Below are 16029 nucleotides of genomic sequence, written 5' to 3'. Positions count from 1 at the left end.
TTTATAGACAAATTCTTTCATAATGTACAAGCATTTTTGCATACTTTGTAAATATATTGTAGTGAGGTGGTTCAATGGCAAATGACGCAAAGGTAGTTTGCAAGAATGTTTTTAAAAATTGTGATAAAGCGGCGTTTACAAAAGCATTTACTCTAAAATGGATAGAGTTGATAAATCAATATGAAAAAAATAAAGGAAGGGCAACTCCTGCCAGATGATAGACAAACTATCCTACAAGATGTTATAATAACATTATGTAGAGATAGTTTGTTTCGTCTTCTCAAAAAGGAGAACGAAGCATGATAGAATCAAAATCAAGAGTTGCTATTTATTGCCGCTTATCAGAGGAAGATAGAAACAAACAATCAGAAACAGACGACAGTAACAGTATTCAGAATCAAAAGTCAATGTTACTTCAATACTCATTAGAGCATGGTTGGGAAGTCTACAACATATACAGTGATGATGATTACACTGGTTCTGACAGACGACGACCAGAATTTAACAGGTTGTTGGAGGACGCAAAGAATCGTAAATTTGATATTGTCCTTTGTAAGACACAATCCAGATTTACCAGAGAACTAGAATTAGTGGAAAAATATATCCACGGTCTTTTTCCTATTTGGGGTATTCGCTTCATCAGCATTGTTGATAATGCAGATACCGCTAATAAAGGAAATAAGAAATCAAGACAGATTAACGGTCTGGTGAATGAGTGGTACTTGGAGGATATGTCAGAGAACATTAAAAGCGTTCTCACTGACAGAAGAAAGAACGGACACCATATCGGTGCTTTTGCTCTGTATGGTTACAAAAAAGACCCTGACGTAAAAGGACATTTGATTATTGATGAAGAAGCTGCGGAAGTTGTCAGAGAAGTTTTTACACTGTTTTCACAGGGATATGGAAAGACCGCCATTGCCCGTATGCTGAATGACAGAGGAATACCAAACCCTACGGAATACAAACGACTTCATGGTTTGCGTTACAAGCAGCCTAAAACGAAAAACAGTACCCTATGGAAATATTTTGCCATATCAGATATGTTGGTGAATGAAATCTATATCGGGAATATGGTTCAAGGGAAATATGGCAGCGTTTCTTATAAGACAAAGCAAAACAAACCCAGACCCAAAGACGAGTGGTACAGAGTTGAGGGTACACATGAGCCGATTATTGACCGTGAGTTATGGGATAGGGTTCAAGCATTGGTAGCTCAAAAGGCAAAACCTTTCACAGTTGGCACAATCGGTTTATTTGCCAGAAAAGCTCGCTGTATGAATTGTGGTTATACAATGCGTTCGTCAAAGAATCATGGTAAGCATTATTTACAATGCTCTAACCGCCATGTAGCAAAGGACGCTTGTATAGGTTCTTTCATTTCAGTAGACAAATTAGAAAAAGCTGTGATTGATGAACTTAATAAGTTATCCGCAGAATATCTTGACAAAGATGAGCTTGAACAAAATGTGCAATTCAACAATGACTTGCGAGGTCAAAAAGAAGCTCTGGAAACGGAGATTGCTGCTTATCAAAAAAAGATTGCGGAATATACAAAAGGAATCCGAGAATTATATTTAGATAAGGTAAAGGGTATTCTTTCCGAACTTGATTACTTGGATTTATCCAAAGACTTCTCAACACAAAAAGAAAGGCTCGAAAAACTGATGATTGATACGCAGAAACAGCTTGATGTTATTGAAAGAAAAATGCTGATTGGCGACAACAGACGACAGTTAATCGAGCAATATACAAATCTTGAACACTTAGACAGGGAAACGGTTGAAAAGCTGATTGATTATGTATTGGTTGGCAAAAAAGACCCTGTAACTAAGGAAGTACCTATTGAAATACATTGGAATTTCTAGGGTTCTCATATCTGGCAGCTAGTATGCCAGATTATCGGGAACTTTCTTTTAAAACCTCAATGTTGTCTTTATACAATCGCACCCTCCGCAGCCATATCTTCAAAAAGATCCGTGATCGCATCGCCTTTGCTCTGGAATTCACAGGCATTAAACGGAATACCGCCGGCTGCCTGCGGCCAGATCCCGGCCGTGTGATCGACATAGTAAGGAGCGAAACCGGCGGCCTCAAGTTCTTCAGCACTTAAGCCTTTGGTGAGCTGGCGGACGATGGCGGCAATCATTTCGAGATGGGCTAATTCATCGGTTCAGATATGTTGGATATGGTTATTTATATTGAATTTCCAGGGAAAAAACGTTCTCTATGTATCGCCCGATCCCTGCTTTTGACTCCATATTATTATAATATAAAATTTTGTCAACACAGGATTTTAAGAACCGGTTCTTCTCGGCTGCTGACAGCTCCGGATCATTCAGGGCATGGAGACAGTCCTTAAAACGTCTTATCTTTTCCTCATAATCAACAATGTCGGCTTTCTTTGCCCTGGCGTCCTCTAATGCAATGATCGTGGATGCGATATCCTGCTGTGTCCTAACATTCCGCTTTAAAAACTCTTCTTTGGAATAGATCCCGTCCTCGTAAGCATCTTTTTGCCTGGCGTCTTTTTCATTCAGCTTTTTCAGTTTGTTTTCCAGATTGACCACGATCGTTTTACTGATTGCCTGCGCCCTGCCGTCATCCGATTTCTGTGCCAATTCAAAGTCATTCAGAGTATCTTCCATAGAAGACATAAAACGCCTTAAAAAGGCAGAATAGAGCACGGATTTGGTATGGCAGTAAGCCTGATGGTTGCAGAGCATCATCTGAGAGACGGAATTGTGATTTTTGTAGATTTTAAGTGACATGGCATGGCCGCAGGTGCCACAGTAGAGCAGACCGGCAAACGGATTGCAGAGCTCTTTGTTCCTGCGCAGGCTCGGATTGGTCCCGCGTCTCGCCATGCAGGTATCGTATAATTCCTGGGTGATGATAGGCTCATGCAGCCCTTTATAATATTTCGCCTCAGTGTTTTGAGGGCGCGCTTTTGCCAACTGTCCTTCGTTAATGTATTTTACGACTTTCCGGTTGTTCCACCGGACCATGCCAAGATAGAGCGGGTTGCATAAGATCGAGCTGATGATCGCCGGTGTCCAGTGAGCGGCTTTCTTTGGCTTAATATGCATGGCGTCCAGCTTGTGCGCAATGTTTGTAAAGCCGATACCCTCCGGTGTGTAAGCGTAAAGTTCATGGATCAGTTTTACCGTATTGGCTTCCTCCGGGATAATTTCTAACGTGTGGCAGGTGACACCGTCTTTCTTTATGACGGTTTTCTTATAGCCGTATGGGTCCACAGAGCCGATATAATTCCCTTTGGCAACAGAAGCCTCACGCCCGCGCTTTAAGATACGCTTGGTGTATTCCAGGTAGTCATTGCCCCTGGTGATCTCCATTTCAAAAAACTTGCGCTCATATTCTTCCTGCAGGTTGAAAGAGTGCGTGAGTGTGAGAACCGTTGTATTTGTATACCGGAGAATATTGATCAGCCTGCCGCAGTCCTCAAGATCACCGCGGGACAAACGCTGTGGCTCCACAACAAGGACTGCCTTGAACTGCTCGGACTCGATCATTTTCAGCAGATTTTTCATCTGTGGCCTGGAATCGATCGTCTCGCCGGAGACGACCTCGCGGAAGATGTTCTTCTCCGGGATCGGAGAGTGGAAGTGCGTGGAGGCATATTGCTGGATCATTTCCTCATGCTTGCGGAGAACTTCCTCCACGGACATATCCGGGCTGTCGGACCGGGACTTGCGGAGATAGACTAAGATTTCATTTACAGTGAATGATTCGGTGTTTGGCATAAGGTATCACTCCTTTGTGAAAATGTATGTAAAAAAGAGTATAAAAATAACAGCCAGCGGGGAACGGGTGTTCCGCTTGCGTTTGGCTGCTCCGAATGATACAATATGCTTGCTTAGGGCTACCGTATCATCGGGAGCATTGCCGCCTTGCTTTACAGTGGGGCGGTTTTTATTTATCTAGAATCATATGGCACAAAATAATCATGTGACCGGATTATAATGTAAGTAACATTATAACGGAGATGTGCCAATGATAAAAAAACAATATACGTCAATCGATTGGTCTGATTATGATTCAAATAACGTAGTATGTATGGATACAAATAATTCTTATTTCACTGCCGAGTTGCCAGAGGATGAACGCGAATTATATGATAACGCTGAAACAGTTGGTATTGACGGAACTATCTAACTTTGCTACCTCGCAAATTGTGGACTGCATACAATCTTTAATCGAAATATGATATTGCGTTATGTTTTTCGCATAAATATCCTGTATTATTTTTCCATCAATAGTGCCACCTATGGTTAAAACTCTAGGAGTGGAAACAAGATGCGTTTCTAGCTTATAGGAGGTATTATCGCCAATAATTGCGGTATGCATTCGATTGTGTTCATCTCGTCCAATAACGAGAAATGAAGATTGTAAACGTTCTTGAGTGGTTTTGTCGCTAACTAAAAATGTGACCATATCAAGAAAATCATTTATGAAATAATTCTCCACGTCGCCGCCCATCTCTTGAATGCAATGATTGACAAAAGGCTCAATTCCACCTACAATTCCAGCGGATCCCAGTATAATATTGCTATTTATTTTTCTTGTCTTATTATAAAATTCTGAAAGACTTCCATTTTCGCCAGCGCGTCCATCACTCATGATAATAGCATTGTCTTTATTAGCATATCCCAGTATTAAACTCATGTATTCCTCCGATGGTGTAATCAAAGTGGCGTATTATTGAGTATTATTTGCTTTTTCAATTAATTCCTGTAACTTATCTCTATCCCAAAGTAAGACACCGTTATGTTCTGCCAGTTCTTTTGCACTTCTGGTAAAATACTGATTAGTTAATACAGCGGCAACATGGCAATCATAAAAGGTTTTGCCGGCAAACGCTTCTTGTACCGCTTTATTGCCTATGTTTTGGGAATAGCATTTGCATTGGATACCATATTTTACCCCATCTTTATAAGCAATAATATCAATACCTTGATCGCCACTTCCTCTTGTGACTTCAACATTTGAAAATTCATTTTTCTTTAATAGATCACCACAAAAATATTCAAACTCATGACCATCCATATTATCATATGGTTTGTTCAAATCCATCGTCCTTGCAGATGTAACTGTTGTGGATGAACTATAAGTAGTGGGGGTATGAGATGAGGAAACAGCTTTTTTTAAGCATAATCCCGAGCTATCTTTAAAAGAACCAGTTGCGATTCTAAATATATCTACGAGCCAACCAATTCCAAATAAACCCATGGTGAGAAGATATAAAATTCCTATTTTAGCTTTTCCAACATAAAAATAATGAGCACCAAAAAAACCGAGAAATATACACAATACAAGTGCAACTGTCTGGTTTTTCCCACTGACGGCAGGAGCCTGTATATAAGGACGGCTGACAGTTTGATTGGGTGTTGGTGTTTGCTGTGGTGCAGAGTAGTAATTATTAATTACGGTACTATTGGTTTGGTTATTTAATATGGTGTCAGGGGTGTTTCGCGGTAACTCACAACCACAGTATTCACAAAATTTCCCATTTCCTTCAGCTCCACAATTTGGACATTTCATAATATATTCCTCTTTTCTTTAGATTAATTCCATAACTCCTATATTCGGTTGAAAAAATATAACATAATTATCAACCTGTGTGCATACACCGTATTTATTTGTGTAGTATGTTAGGCTGTCGTTTAAAAACTCTTCGGTAACTCCAAGATATTCTGCTGTTTCAAACAGGTTTTTGCAGTTGTGCAAATATGCATCGATGATACCGCGAAGACCAACCTGTTTATTATAAGCAAGGATCCTACCTTGCATTTCCTGCTTTCGGTTTTCTATGGAAGATTGGTCAAGGATGTTACCAACGGCAGTATAATAATGTCCGAGCTCTTCTGCTAGTACACAGGCTTTTTCTGTTTCAGTCATGTCTTTTCGTATAGCAATTCGATTGCCCTTAATTCGCCCCTTACTGATTGGAAGCGGCTTTTCCTTTACAGTGAGATTGTTTGCATCTGCTTCTATAAGAAGTTCTTCATATGTCATGTGATTCACCTCCCGCAACAGTATAACATATTAAGTGTCCGATAAAACGGACTAGAAATCTTCATCAAGCATTTTTTCTTCTGCTGTTTTTAATTCATCCGGTGCACCCATGTAATCGTCGGCGTGCGCGGCATTAAGCTCATAATCAGAAGATTCTTTAACCGCCATAGGGACAATATTGTCGGACTTCTTCTTTTCTGCAATAGAGCGCTCATATTCTTTTTCCAGTGTGAAATCTACCATTTCTTTGCCATGTTCGTCGAGAGCATTATATTTTTCTAACAATTCCATTTCAGATGGCTTGATATGAAAATTCTTGCCTGGAACTTTTATTCCATATGCTTCCTCCATTAAAGACACAAAATCTAATTCGTATAACTCACATAGTGTTAAAAATGTATCCATATCTGGTTCTGTCACACCGTTTTCATAATTACTTAATGTGGTATTTTTAATGCCAGTTTCTTTGGACACATCACTTTGCTTTAAGCCTTTGTCTAAACGTCCCTTTCTTAATTGAGATACAAGGTATTCATTCATGGCTTTGCCCTCCCTTATTGGATTGATTTTATTATATTACGAAATTTTGGAATTGTAAAATAAAATTTCAAAAAAGTTAAAATTTGTTATTGACATTCCATGAAAAATGGAATATAGTTTAATCATTCCAGAAAACATGGAACGGAGGTGAAAAAAGAAAGATGGTTTTAGATTTTATGGAATTGAAAGACTTCATTGATAAGTCTGGACTAAAGCAAAAAGCAATCGCCGAAAAGTCTGGTGTGCCAGAGGTTCGGTTATGCTTAATTCTTCAGGGAAAAAGAAAATGTGAGGTAGGAGAGTATGCAAGCATCTGTGATGCCCTAGGAGTAAAGGTTGACAGATTTATCAGAAAAAGCTCCCATATGCCTGACAAAACAAAATGACCCCAAGCGCTGCGAACACTTAGGGTCATGTAGGCTATACAAGTTCAAAAACTACGTTACCGTTCACATAAGTGCGGCTGATGAAAATATAGCCTTCAGCTTCAAGCTCGTTGATAGCAACTTTGGCAGTTGCATTAGAAAAACCGTTTGAGATTAGGTCAGAATTTGAAAATTCTGTTTTTCCCGTTTCTGCTTGAAGAATCTCTAAAGCTTTCTCAGAAAGAGAAATCATATAAGCCACCTCCTTCCAAAGGCGAGATTTTCCTTTGAAAGCCTTTCAGTATGATGTGGCTAAAATAATTTTACTATTTTGTGAAGAAAAATTCAAGTATTCAAAATGAAATTTGTAGGAAACATCATCTGTCCAATAATCTGGACAGTAAATAAGAAGGGAGAGTGATCAGGTGAACAGATTACAACAGTACATTATCGGAAAGATTGGAAAGTTCAAGCATGAAATTGATATGGAAGCACATGCATATGACCGGCTTTATTGGATGGATTTGCGGCAGAGAGGGATGAAAAGAGACCTTGAAGATTTACAACAGAGAGTAAATGAACTGGAGAAAACCCGGCATAATGAAAGTTAGTATTTCTTAATTAAGTGACAGTTATTTATTCCATCTTCTGTTCCGTCGCATTTGATTTGAAAACGAAGAGGACAGTGATGAGAGATATCAACCTTTGCACCGTTTATCTCTTCATAGTAATGAGTAATTGTTACTTCGTGTTTGTTACGCGGACAATTTGTTTTTTCTTTTTCAAGCATATGTTACTCCGTTTCTTGCCGGGCATATAAAGAGTAACATCCAAAACAAATTATTTCAAGGTAACAATAGGAAGGAGAGTGAGAAGAAAGATATGAGAAAACCATTTCCGTTTAACAACGGGAAAGATGATTACAGTAGAGCATTAAATAGAGTGACGTTAATCTCAATTATTTCATTAGTGGTTGCAATAGTTGTTCTTATATTGAGATTGATTTCGTAGTTTAATTAATGTGCCTAATGCAGTATCAAACTGATTGCAGAAAGTATTAGAGCGATAATTGCAGTAATGGTTGTGAAATTTAATTGAAAATGTTTTTCCTGATATTCCTGTATTGCAGATCGTCCCTTGGAAGTTAACATATATACATTTGAATCATCAGAAAATTCATTGCTTAAATATTTTTCACGGACTGAAGATATAAAAAGTTCGGTACGGTTATCGTAATCATCCGTATATGAACCAGATAAGCTTATTTGTTTAAGAAAACGGTATTGGTTTGAATCCATATGTTATATACCTACCTCTTTTTCCAAGATTATAACATACGGGATAAAAGTAAATCAATGTGAACTAAATGTTACCACAACACAAGTTCAATAGAAGGGAGATGAGAGGAGATGAAGAAATGGACTTACAGACAAAAGAGAGACTTACTGGATAAGTTGGAATTACCGTTGACTGTCTTGTGTCAACTCGTAGCTTCTTTGTTGGGAGCAGCTTGTGGAATAGCTATCTGCTACTTTTTCTAAATGGTATGTAGTGGTTGCAGTAATAATTGAAACAATGAATGGGATTAGAAAATTTTTAATGAACTGCAAGGTAAGATAAAGAGTAACAAAGACAACCAGTACAGCATTAACTAAAGAAGAGGAGGTAATTTTATGGAATATCGCAGAGTGATTCAGGAGTTCCCGAACGGTACGAACATCAATCTGATCCCGATCCTGACGCCGGAAGAGGAAAAAGCAAGGCATCAGCGTTTAAATGATGCGGCTGTGGAGTTGCTGCTGGCACAGGAAAGGGCACACAAGGAAAAGCAAATGAAAACCGCCACATGAGGTGTGGCTTGATGGACAAGCAGGAAGGAGGAAGTGTGAGACGTTTATCTAAAATCATCATGGCAACCGGCGGCACCATATCAATGCTTGCCATGTGCTGCCTCGACAGTGATGGACTGTACATGTACTACGCCGGAGCAGTCTGTATCCTTGGCGGATTTATCGCCGGAGCTGGATATGGGTTGAGAGTTCTATCGGAGCGCAGAAGAGAGATGCAGATTGAGATGTTTTATTTTCATCAGGCGGACAAGCTGGATGGGGATATAGAACTGATCGATTGCAGTGACAGTATGAAGGAGGCGAGGTAGTGACAAATGCACAATGTTTAAGTGAGGAAGAGAATCCCAAAGTAGAGGATATGGCTGTTGGCATGATTATTGCAAAAGTGGGACTTGATTTCAATATCGAAGTTAATGCTGAAAGCTATGTGCCAATTTATCATCAGATGAAGGGATGGTTACTTAGTGAAAAAGAAAAATAGCACCCTGAACTTTGGCGAGGACAGGTGCTATTTACCAAGAGGATTTAGAAAAATCCTTTTGATGTATTTTAACATGAAAGTGAGGAAAAAACAAGTGGACGCAAGTATTGAGATGAAAGTGGTAGCCTTGGAAAAGGTTATTGAAACGCAGAAGCAGATTATCCAGATGAAAAAAGACTTGAATATCGATGTTTCGCTGAATGCAGATAAACGATTGCATGTTCTTTCGATGGATGATCTTATGGCGTATGCAGAGTATTTCGATGAACATGTTTCTGTTGAAGGGAGATATAGTTTTTCAGGTGTTTGGTATATATATGCATCTTTTTACCATTCAGGTACTGAAATATATACATTTCCTGATGAAGAGGAAGTAGAAAAATATATTAAGGAAGGGAAGATTGAGAATTATGAGTAAAAGAGATGAGTTAGAAGAGTTTAAATTGATCGCACAGGCAATCACACCGGCAATTAATTGTATTAAAAATACACTGGAGAATCACAAAATCGACAGCCTGTTGTCATTAACAATGTCAGCTGATGGTTACCTGAGTATGAATATTCATGAGATCAAGGATATTCAGCTGGCAAGATCGAGCAATAATGATGTTCTCAGAGTTGAGAAGTATGAGAGTTATGAGGTGCAGTAATGGAATATGTACCAGATAATGCAGATCTGTTTGATGAACAGGAAGTAGAGCAGGCAAGAATACATCGTTTATATGAACGTCTGGCCAGAGAGGAAGAAATGGCAGAGATGCGCTTGGATGAAGAAATGTACGAGAAATGGGAAAATGAAAGGTGGTAAATATGAATTTATTTGAGATTGAAAATGAAATCATGAACTGTTGGGATCAGGAGACAGGGGAGATCCTTGATTCTGATAGATTGGACCAGCTGGAAATGGAGCGTGACACGAAGATTGAGAATATCGCTCTTTATATTAAAAATTTGACAGCGGATGCTGAGGCATTAAAGGCAGAAAAGCAGTCATTTGCAGAGAGACAGAAAGCAGCGGAAAACAAGGTTGAATCGCTTAAGAAATACCTCGCAACTTATCTTGCCGGACAGAAATTTTCAACACCAAGGGTAGCAATTTCATTCAGAAAGACATCCAGTGTCAATGTTACTGATATTTCGCAGCTTCCAGAGGAATTTCTTAAATTTGCAGATCCGATGCCAGACAAAACTGCTATTAAGGCTGCGATAAAGGCAGGAACCAGTGTGGCAGGCGCAGAGATCGTAGAAGGAAAGAGCATGTCAATTAAATGAGCAGAAATGATAATGGGGCTGCCATTCTGGACAGCCAGATAGGAGAGAAAGATGGAAATAGTAATTAAAACAAAGAAAAAGACACAGCTTATTGCGAGAGATAAGGCAAAAGGCGGGGGAGTCATCCGGATTGATGAGGAAGCCTGCGATATTTTAGAGGGGATAGCTAAAAAACTGGAAGCAAGTGTCAGTATAAAAGAGTTAGCATCTTCCTTTATTAAAGCGGCTGCGGATAATGCGGTTATTAAAGAAGAGGAGGAAGAGTGATGGCGATCCCGGTACTTATTATTGGAAAATCCGGCATGGGAAAAAGCGCAAGCCTCAGAAACTGCGCAGGAAACCCGGACTGGAACCTTATAAGGGTTTTAAATAAACCACTTCCATTTAAAGGGAAGATCGACGGATGGAACACGGATGATTATCAGACGGTAATGAAGTGTTTGATCCAGTCCAAGGCAAAGAACATTGTGATTGATGATGCCGGATATCTGATCACAAATATGTTCATGAGCAAACATAGTGCTGCAGGTGGCGGTAATGGAGTTTTCACTTTATACAATCAGATCGGTGATCACTTCTGGAATCTGATCCAGTTCATTATTGAGAAGGTCCCGGCAGATAAGATTGTTTATGTGATCATGCATGAGGAAGCAAATGAACTCGGAGAGATTAAACCAAAAACCATTGGAAAGCTGTTAGACGAAAAGGTGTGCATCGAGGGTATGTTTACAATCGTGCTGCGGTGCATTGTAGAGTCAAATAAGCATTTATTTGTCACTCAGGCGGCAGATGGAGCAGTCAGCAAGTCGCCGATCGGCATGTTTGAGGATGCGGTCATTGATAATGACATGCTGTTAGTTGAAAAAGCAATCAGAGATTATTACGAAATCGGAGGTAAGGAAAATAATGCAGAAACCAAATAATTACGATGAGACACCGGCAGGCGGAGAGTTTACTCCGGTAGATCTTGGTGGACATAAACTGATCATTAAGCAGGTCAGTGAAACAAAATCGAAAAGTGGAAAAGATATGATTGTTGTACTTTTTGATTTTGCACCAGATGATGCGCAACCGGGGTATTTTACAGAGCAGTTTAAGAATGATATCCGCCCGGATAAGAAATGGCCTAACCAGGCAACACAGTACATTTTAACAGAAGATGCCGAAGGTAAGTGCAATCGTTCATTTAAGACATTTACAACCTGTGTAGAGCACAGCAATACCGGATTTACAACGCAGTGGGGCGATAACTTCGGTGCGCAGTTTAAAAATAAGAAGATCGGCGGAGTATTCGGTGAGCAGATGGATTTTTACAACGGGAAAGAGGTCAGAAAACGTGTGATGCGTTGGTTCGTATCGCTTGACAAGGTCGAGAAAGCCGGCATTCCAGAGACGACAGAAACAAAGGCTTATAAGGAATACAAAGGCAGCGCGCAGAGTTTTTATGATAAAGCTCCGAAAGATGCAGATGGTTTCATGAATATTCCCGATGGGATCGATGAAGAGTTGCCATTCAATTAAGGCAGGTGTTTTAGTTGCAGATACAAGTAGACACAAGGGAACATAAAAAAGAATGGGAACGGATCCGGACCCAGTTTGATGACATTGGAGTTAAATATTTCCGGTCCAAAATGTATGTAGGCGATTATCAGTCTCTGGATAACCCAAGACTGGTAATTGATCGCAAAAAAGACTTGAAGGAACTGTGCGGGAATGTCTGTCAGCAGCACGAACGTTTTAAAGCTGAACTGGTTCGGGCGATACAGCAGGATATTAAGATCGTGATTCTGGTGGAGCACGGGGAAGATATAAAAACATTAGAAGATGTTTACTTCTGGCAGAACCCAAGAAAACATGAAATCCGATGGAAGACCGTTAATGGGCGGAAGGTAAAAACAGTGTGCTCTGAAAAGGCGGTAGATGGAATGCAGCTATATAAAAGTCTGTGCACGATTAGAGATAGATACAATGTGGATTTTGTGTTCTGTGAGAAATCGGAAACGGGCAAAAAGATTGTGGAGATTTTAAATGACGGTAGATGAAATAAAACAGTCTCATTCCATGTGTGACATAGTTGAATCATATGGTTTTCATCCAAACAGGGCGGGATTTGTTCCCTGCCCGTTCCACACCGGTGATCATACGGCCAGCATGAAAATATATAAAGATTCGTACAACTGTTTTGGATGTGGAGCAAATGGGGACATTTTTTCATTCGTTCAAGGCATGGAACATTGTGATTTTAAGACAGCTTTTTACAGCCTTGGTGGAACTTATGAAAAACCAACAAAAGCATCTGAAATGACCATATATCACATGCAGAAAGCAAAGGAAAAAAGAAAACGCGAGGAAGAAAGTCTAAAAAGAAAAATCGATTTGAATAATCAGCTTATTGGCATATATGTTACATGGCTGAAAAAATCAGAACCTTTATCGGATGTATGGTGTGACTGTCAGAATGCGTTGATGGTCTGCCTGCACCATGATGAGGTATTACAAAAAGAATTGGAAAGGGGTGGCATAGGTTGAAATTACTGAAAGAGTATGATGCCGAATCTATTCTGTCAGAGGAAGTATTTACTGAAATATTTAATGAGCCGGATGAGATTCAAAAGGCAAGAATGCTCTTATCATTCCAGGAACGTGCAGAGCAGTTGGATAAAGAACATAAAGGCACATTGAAAAAATTCAATACCATGCTCCGGGCATATAAAAAGACATTCAAAGAAATTGAATCATCCAAGAAAAGCCATCCGCAGCAACTTGCAGATAATTACACACACTTTGATTATTTTGAAGATGGACATGAATTATACTCTGGATCCTGGATTGCAGATGATGACGGTGTAAGGACCTTTAACATGTTCGGAGAAGTACTTGCCTGTTATCATCCGATTCTTCCAGTAAAAAGGCTTAAGAATCTGGAAACCGGAGAAGAACAGATTGAAATCGCATATAAACGGAATGGGCGATGGTATACAAAAAAATTTCCCAAGACCGTCATCACGTCGGCAAGCAAGATTGTCCAGTTGTCCGGTGTAGGAATATCCGTAACAAGTGAAAATGCAAAGCACCTGGTCCGGTACATGTCAGACATTGAAAATATGAACGATTCACTGATCGAGGTGCAGAACTCCACCAGTAAACTTGGATGGAACGGGAACGATTTTATTCCATATGACCAGAATATTGTATTTGATGGTGACAGTCGGTTTAAAAGCCTGTTTGATGCGGTGCATGAACGCGGTAATGAAGATACCTGGTATGAACATGTGAAAGAACTTCGCAGAACCGGAAAAACAGAAATTAAATTTATGCTTGCTGCAGCCTTTGCATCCGTACTGATCGAACCGCTTGGAGGACTTCCATTTTTTGTGGACCTGTGGGGAGAAACTGAGGGCGGTAAATCTGTCAGTCTTATGCTCGCAGCATCTGTCTGGGCAAATCCGGACGAATCACAGTACATAGGAGATTTCAAGACAACGGATGTGGCACTGGAAGCAAAAGCAGATATGTTGAATCATCTGCCAATGATGCTTGATGATACCAGTAAAACATCATCGAGAATACGGGAGAATTTTGAAGGAATCGTTTATGATCTGTGTTCCGGCAAGGGAAAGAGCCGGAGTAACAAAGAGCTTGGAATCAACCGTGAGAACCGGTGGAAGAACTGCATCATAACAAACGGTGAACGGCCATTGAACAGTTATGTCAGCCAGGGCGGAGCAATCAACCGTATCTTAGAACTGGAATGTTCACAGAAAATCTATGATGATCCGCAGCGTACGGCTGAGATTCTCAAGAAAAACTATGGATTTGCCGGCAGGGTGTTTGTGGATGTTATTAAGGACATGGATAAAACAGAATTGCGGAACATACAAAAGGGATTTATGAACCGGTTAATGGATTCTGACAAAATGCAGAAGCAGGCAATGTCTCTCAGCATAATTCTCACAGCAGATAAAATCGCCACAGAAAGCATTTTTAAGGATGGGGTATATATTTCCTTGGATGAAGCAAAAGAAACACTTACGGACTATTCAGACGTGTCAGATAATCAGCGCTGTTATGAGTATATCCTTGGAATGATCGCTATGAACCAGACAAGGTTTGATGCGGCAACAGCCTGTGAGAAATGGGGCATTTTGGAAAATGGATATGCGGTGATCTATAACCCGGCATTTGACAGGATCTGTGAGGGCGGAGGATTTTCTAAAAAAGCATTTCTATCATGGGCGGACCGGCACGGCAAGATCCAGACCCAGGCAGGGCAGTATACGAAGCAGAAGAAGATCGAGGGAAAGAACTTCCGGTGTGTGTTTTTAAAACTGGATGACGGAATCGAGGTTGATAAGGATGGTTTCATGCAAATATCAGAGGATGAGCAGGAAGAGCTGCCATTTAAGTAGAATAAATTACAGATGTGAGGTAGCAAGTAACACAGGTAACATGCGATTTTCACTTTTTATATAGTTTAAAAATTTTTTTTACATGAAAAAATTGAGATAAAAAAATAATTTCTACGCGTAAAAAGATTGTTGTTACTTTGTTACCTTGTTACCAATCTCTGCAAGTATTGATTTTACTGAATTTGTTAGTAACAAAAGGTATCACAAGTTTACAAAAAGGATGTGATTTCTATTTTAAATAATGCACAACGTGAATGGTTGAATAAAAAGAAAGATTTTATCGATCAGCAGATCAGTAAGTTTTATCCGTTAACAGATGAACAATGGCAGCATGTCACAGATATCGTGGATGATACTGTAAAAAAAGCCAAGGGACATGAAGCGGAAGTAAGAAAAGAACTTTTTGATCTGATGGAAAAATGGGAAAGAAAAGAGAAAGAAGGTGTACGGGATGAGTAATGCACTGGCAAGAAAGAAAAAGCGGATGCAGCCACTTGGATATTCCAAGAGTGAACTGATCGGAATACAGAGACACGCCAAGGCACAAAGCAATGCGGATTATCTGATAGAGGAATCCTATTATAACGTCCGTATGATGGCATATCAGGCACTGCATGATAAGTTCGGATTCGGACACAAAAGAATCATAAAGGTTGAGCAGACTATTGATGCATATGTGGAGAATGCAAAGGATGGAACGACAGGCGAGGAACTTGGTTTTTATCTGAAAGATAAATGCAAGATTGACGTGAGAGAGGAAACTAATAAGATTCCGTATCGTGAAAGTTTTTATCTGGTAGAGAGAAAGATTGCACCGAACTGCATGATACAGGCAAATAAGTTTTTACTGGCACAGGTATTTAATTATTTTGCTATGTTGGGTGTCTGCCTTAAAACACAGTTTAAATTTTCGGGAAATCAGATCAGACAGGTTTATGAGAGAATCAGATATTTAATTAGCTGCCTTGCTACCGGATATGAAACCATGACAGGGATCGCAAGCGTATTGGAATGGGAATGTAAGTACATTGACAAGCGTTTTATCGGAAAGACGTATGAAATATAGGAGGTATAAA

The 16029-nt window shown here is 39.7% G+C and carries 27 protein-coding genes and 1 pseudogene; 19 read left to right on the top strand and 9 right to left on the bottom strand.

The window, feature by feature from the left end; genetic code table 11:
- Positions 1-74: 74 nt before the first annotated feature.
- Both RIL182_RS21285 and RIL182_RS11625 read left to right on the top strand, forming a co-directional pair.
- The gene (locus RIL182_RS21285) at positions 75-218 is read left to right on the top strand and encodes a hypothetical protein (RefSeq protein WP_006857573.1); all 144 of its coding nucleotides are present in this window, start codon (positions 75-77) and stop codon (positions 216-218) included.
- An 81-nt stretch (positions 219-299) separates the two neighbouring features.
- Positions 300-1868, top strand: coding sequence for a recombinase family protein (locus RIL182_RS11625; protein ID WP_006857572.1), 1569 nt, complete (start codon positions 300-302; stop codon positions 1866-1868).
- A gap of 83 nt (positions 1869-1951) precedes the next feature.
- Here RIL182_RS11625 and RIL182_RS11620 read toward each other — a convergent pair.
- From RIL182_RS11620 to RIL182_RS11595, 6 genes and pseudogenes are all read right to left on the bottom strand, one after another.
- Positions 1952-2173: pseudogene (locus tag RIL182_RS11620) on the bottom strand (manganese catalase family protein); the annotation flags it as partial.
- A 19-nt stretch (positions 2174-2192) separates the two neighbouring features.
- Positions 2193-3764 carry a recombinase family protein gene (locus RIL182_RS11615; RefSeq protein WP_044999116.1) on the bottom strand — a complete coding sequence of 524 codons (1572 nt, stop codon included), beginning with the start codon at positions 3762-3764 and terminating at the stop codon, positions 2193-2195.
- A gap of 367 nt (positions 3765-4131) precedes the next feature.
- Positions 4132-4686, bottom strand: coding sequence for a hypothetical protein (locus tag RIL182_RS11610; RefSeq protein ID WP_006857570.1), 555 nt, complete (start codon positions 4684-4686; stop codon positions 4132-4134).
- Positions 4687-4719: 33 nt separating this feature from the next.
- Positions 4720-5562, bottom strand: coding sequence for a restriction endonuclease (locus RIL182_RS11605; protein WP_006857569.1), 843 nt, complete (start codon positions 5560-5562; stop codon positions 4720-4722).
- A gap of 18 nt (positions 5563-5580) precedes the next feature.
- Positions 5581-6036 (bottom strand): ImmA/IrrE family metallo-endopeptidase, encoded by a 456-nt coding sequence (locus RIL182_RS11600; RefSeq protein ID WP_006857568.1) that lies wholly within the window; start codon positions 6034-6036, stop codon positions 5581-5583.
- Between the two features lie 51 nt (positions 6037-6087).
- The gene (locus RIL182_RS11595; RefSeq protein WP_006857567.1) at positions 6088-6576 is read right to left on the bottom strand and encodes a helix-turn-helix domain-containing protein; all 489 of its coding nucleotides are present in this window, start codon (positions 6574-6576) and stop codon (positions 6088-6090) included.
- Positions 6577-6752: 176 nt separating this feature from the next.
- On the opposite strand from RIL182_RS11595, the gene RIL182_RS11590 reads away from it, so the two are divergent.
- Positions 6753-6962, top strand: a complete 210-nt coding sequence (locus tag RIL182_RS11590) for a helix-turn-helix domain-containing protein (protein ID WP_172606714.1) — start codon at positions 6753-6755, stop codon at positions 6960-6962.
- A gap of 34 nt (positions 6963-6996) precedes the next feature.
- Here RIL182_RS11590 and RIL182_RS11585 read toward each other — a convergent pair whose 3' ends face one another.
- Positions 6997-7203 (bottom strand): hypothetical protein, encoded by a 207-nt coding sequence (locus RIL182_RS11585; protein WP_172606713.1) that lies wholly within the window; start codon positions 7201-7203, stop codon positions 6997-6999.
- A 163-nt stretch (positions 7204-7366) separates the two neighbouring features.
- Between RIL182_RS11585 and RIL182_RS11580 the strand changes: the two genes are divergently transcribed.
- Positions 7367-7552, top strand: a complete 186-nt coding sequence (locus RIL182_RS11580; RefSeq protein WP_006857564.1) for a hypothetical protein — start codon at positions 7367-7369, stop codon at positions 7550-7552.
- On the opposite strand, the gene RIL182_RS11575 is transcribed toward RIL182_RS11580, so the two are convergent.
- Positions 7549-7731 (bottom strand): hypothetical protein, encoded by a 183-nt coding sequence (locus RIL182_RS11575; protein WP_006857563.1) that lies wholly within the window; start codon positions 7729-7731, stop codon positions 7549-7551. The two genes, RIL182_RS11580 and RIL182_RS11575, sit on opposite strands and share 4 nt — an antisense overlap.
- Before the next feature lie 235 nt (positions 7732-7966).
- Entirely contained in the window at positions 7967-8239 is a 273-nt protein-coding gene (locus tag RIL182_RS11570; protein WP_006857562.1) for a hypothetical protein, read from the bottom strand.
- Between the two features lie 375 nt (positions 8240-8614).
- Here RIL182_RS11570 and RIL182_RS21280 point away from each other — a divergent pair, with 375 nt between their 5' ends.
- The 15 genes from RIL182_RS21280 (at position 8615) to RIL182_RS11510 (ending at position 16019) form a co-directional block, all read left to right on the top strand.
- Entirely contained in the window at positions 8615-8791 is a 177-nt protein-coding gene (locus RIL182_RS21280) for a hypothetical protein (RefSeq protein WP_006857561.1), read from the top strand.
- 11 nt (positions 8792-8802) lie between these two features.
- Positions 8803-9099 carry a lectin-1 gene (locus RIL182_RS11565; RefSeq protein WP_242655575.1) on the top strand — a complete coding sequence of 99 codons (297 nt, stop codon included), beginning with the start codon at positions 8803-8805 and terminating at the stop codon, positions 9097-9099.
- A complete protein-coding gene (locus RIL182_RS21275; protein WP_006857560.1) occupies positions 9099-9272 on the top strand; it encodes a hypothetical protein in 174 nt (57 codons plus the stop codon). The genes RIL182_RS11565 and RIL182_RS21275 overlap by 1 nt, the downstream gene beginning before the upstream one ends.
- Positions 9256-9690 (top strand): hypothetical protein, encoded by a 435-nt coding sequence (locus tag RIL182_RS11560; RefSeq protein ID WP_006857559.1) that lies wholly within the window; start codon positions 9256-9258, stop codon positions 9688-9690. Before RIL182_RS21275 ends, RIL182_RS11560 begins: the two co-directional genes overlap by 17 nt.
- The gene (locus RIL182_RS11555; protein WP_006857558.1) at positions 9683-9922 is read left to right on the top strand and encodes a hypothetical protein; all 240 of its coding nucleotides are present in this window, start codon (positions 9683-9685) and stop codon (positions 9920-9922) included. The genes RIL182_RS11560 and RIL182_RS11555 overlap by 8 nt, the downstream gene beginning before the upstream one ends.
- Positions 9922-10080 (top strand): hypothetical protein, encoded by a 159-nt coding sequence (locus tag RIL182_RS21270; protein ID WP_006857557.1) that lies wholly within the window; start codon positions 9922-9924, stop codon positions 10078-10080. Before RIL182_RS11555 ends, RIL182_RS21270 begins: the two co-directional genes overlap by 1 nt.
- A 2-nt stretch (positions 10081-10082) precedes the next feature.
- Positions 10083-10544: a siphovirus Gp157 family protein gene (locus RIL182_RS11550; RefSeq protein ID WP_006857604.1), complete on the top strand. Its 462-nt coding sequence runs from the start codon at positions 10083-10085 to the stop codon at positions 10542-10544.
- Between the two features lie 51 nt (positions 10545-10595).
- A complete protein-coding gene (locus RIL182_RS11545; protein ID WP_006857556.1) occupies positions 10596-10811 on the top strand; it encodes a hypothetical protein in 216 nt (71 codons plus the stop codon).
- Positions 10811-11467, top strand: coding sequence for an AAA family ATPase (locus RIL182_RS11540; RefSeq protein WP_006857555.1), 657 nt, complete (start codon positions 10811-10813; stop codon positions 11465-11467). Before RIL182_RS11545 ends, RIL182_RS11540 begins: the two co-directional genes overlap by 1 nt.
- On the top strand, positions 11451-12065 hold the full coding sequence (locus RIL182_RS11535) for a hypothetical protein (protein ID WP_006857554.1): 615 nt from the start codon (positions 11451-11453) through the stop codon (positions 12063-12065). The genes RIL182_RS11540 and RIL182_RS11535 overlap by 17 nt, the downstream gene beginning before the upstream one ends.
- Positions 12066-12079: 14 nt before the next feature.
- Complete coding sequence (locus tag RIL182_RS11530) at positions 12080-12586, top strand: ERCC4 domain-containing protein (protein ID WP_006857553.1); 507 nt, start codon at positions 12080-12082, stop codon at positions 12584-12586.
- Positions 12573-13073: a CHC2 zinc finger domain-containing protein gene (locus tag RIL182_RS11525; RefSeq protein ID WP_006857552.1), complete on the top strand. Its 501-nt coding sequence runs from the start codon at positions 12573-12575 to the stop codon at positions 13071-13073. The genes RIL182_RS11530 and RIL182_RS11525 overlap by 14 nt, the downstream gene beginning before the upstream one ends.
- Positions 13070-14953, top strand: a complete 1884-nt coding sequence (locus RIL182_RS11520; RefSeq protein ID WP_006857551.1) for a DUF927 domain-containing protein — start codon at positions 13070-13072, stop codon at positions 14951-14953. The genes RIL182_RS11525 and RIL182_RS11520 overlap by 4 nt, the downstream gene beginning before the upstream one ends.
- Positions 14954-15211: 258 nt before the next feature.
- Positions 15212-15412, top strand: a complete 201-nt coding sequence (locus RIL182_RS11515; RefSeq protein WP_134523321.1) for a hypothetical protein — start codon at positions 15212-15214, stop codon at positions 15410-15412.
- The gene (locus RIL182_RS11510; protein ID WP_006857550.1) at positions 15405-16019 is read left to right on the top strand and encodes a hypothetical protein; all 615 of its coding nucleotides are present in this window, start codon (positions 15405-15407) and stop codon (positions 16017-16019) included. The genes RIL182_RS11515 and RIL182_RS11510 overlap by 8 nt, the downstream gene beginning before the upstream one ends.
- Positions 16020-16029: the final 10 nt, after the last annotated feature.

The organism is Roseburia intestinalis L1-82, assembly GCF_900537995.1.
GTDB lineage: Bacteria > Bacillota > Clostridia > Lachnospirales > Lachnospiraceae > Roseburia > Roseburia intestinalis.
The sequence above is the reverse complement of the archived record's forward strand: the minus strand, read 5'-3'. Positions and strand labels throughout refer to the sequence as shown.

Excerpts from the sequence above, each read along its gene's own strand:
- RIL182_RS21280 (WP_006857561.1), top strand. The coding sequence starts at position 8,615 with ATGGAATATCGCAGAGTGATTCAGGAGTTCCCGAACGGTACGAACATC.
- RIL182_RS11610 (WP_006857570.1), bottom strand. The coding sequence starts at position 4,686 with ATGAGTTTAATACTGGGATATGCTAATAAAGACAATGCTATTATCATG.
- RIL182_RS11555 (WP_006857558.1), top strand. The coding sequence starts at position 9,683 with ATGAGTAAAAGAGATGAGTTAGAAGAGTTTAAATTGATCGCACAGGCA.
- RIL182_RS21285 (WP_006857573.1), top strand. The coding sequence starts at position 75 with ATGGCAAATGACGCAAAGGTAGTTTGCAAGAATGTTTTTAAAAATTGT.
- RIL182_RS11565 (WP_242655575.1), top strand. The coding sequence starts at position 8,803 with ATGGACAAGCAGGAAGGAGGAAGTGTGAGACGTTTATCTAAAATCATC.
- RIL182_RS11540 (WP_006857555.1), top strand. The coding sequence starts at position 10,811 with ATGGCGATCCCGGTACTTATTATTGGAAAATCCGGCATGGGAAAAAGC.
- RIL182_RS21270 (WP_006857557.1), top strand. The coding sequence starts at position 9,922 with ATGGAATATGTACCAGATAATGCAGATCTGTTTGATGAACAGGAAGTA.
- RIL182_RS11625 (WP_006857572.1), top strand. The coding sequence starts at position 300 with ATGATAGAATCAAAATCAAGAGTTGCTATTTATTGCCGCTTATCAGAG.
- RIL182_RS11535 (WP_006857554.1), top strand. The coding sequence starts at position 11,451 with ATGCAGAAACCAAATAATTACGATGAGACACCGGCAGGCGGAGAGTTT.
- RIL182_RS11575 (WP_006857563.1), bottom strand. The coding sequence starts at position 7,731 with ATGCTTGAAAAAGAAAAAACAAATTGTCCGCGTAACAAACACGAAGTA.
- RIL182_RS11615 (WP_044999116.1), bottom strand. The coding sequence starts at position 3,764 with ATGCCAAACACCGAATCATTCACTGTAAATGAAATCTTAGTCTATCTC.
- RIL182_RS11600 (WP_006857568.1), bottom strand. The coding sequence starts at position 6,036 with ATGACATATGAAGAACTTCTTATAGAAGCAGATGCAAACAATCTCACT.
- RIL182_RS11550 (WP_006857604.1), top strand. The coding sequence starts at position 10,083 with ATGAATTTATTTGAGATTGAAAATGAAATCATGAACTGTTGGGATCAG.
- RIL182_RS11595 (WP_006857567.1), bottom strand. The coding sequence starts at position 6,576 with ATGAATGAATACCTTGTATCTCAATTAAGAAAGGGACGTTTAGACAAA.
- RIL182_RS11590 (WP_172606714.1), top strand. The coding sequence starts at position 6,753 with ATGGAATTGAAAGACTTCATTGATAAGTCTGGACTAAAGCAAAAAGCA.
- RIL182_RS11510 (WP_006857550.1), top strand. The coding sequence starts at position 15,405 with ATGAGTAATGCACTGGCAAGAAAGAAAAAGCGGATGCAGCCACTTGGA.
- RIL182_RS11570 (WP_006857562.1), bottom strand. The coding sequence starts at position 8,239 with ATGGATTCAAACCAATACCGTTTTCTTAAACAAATAAGCTTATCTGGT.
- RIL182_RS11545 (WP_006857556.1), top strand. The coding sequence starts at position 10,596 with ATGGAAATAGTAATTAAAACAAAGAAAAAGACACAGCTTATTGCGAGA.
- RIL182_RS11605 (WP_006857569.1), bottom strand. The coding sequence starts at position 5,562 with ATGAAATGTCCAAATTGTGGAGCTGAAGGAAATGGGAAATTTTGTGAA.
- RIL182_RS11525 (WP_006857552.1), top strand. The coding sequence starts at position 12,573 with ATGACGGTAGATGAAATAAAACAGTCTCATTCCATGTGTGACATAGTT.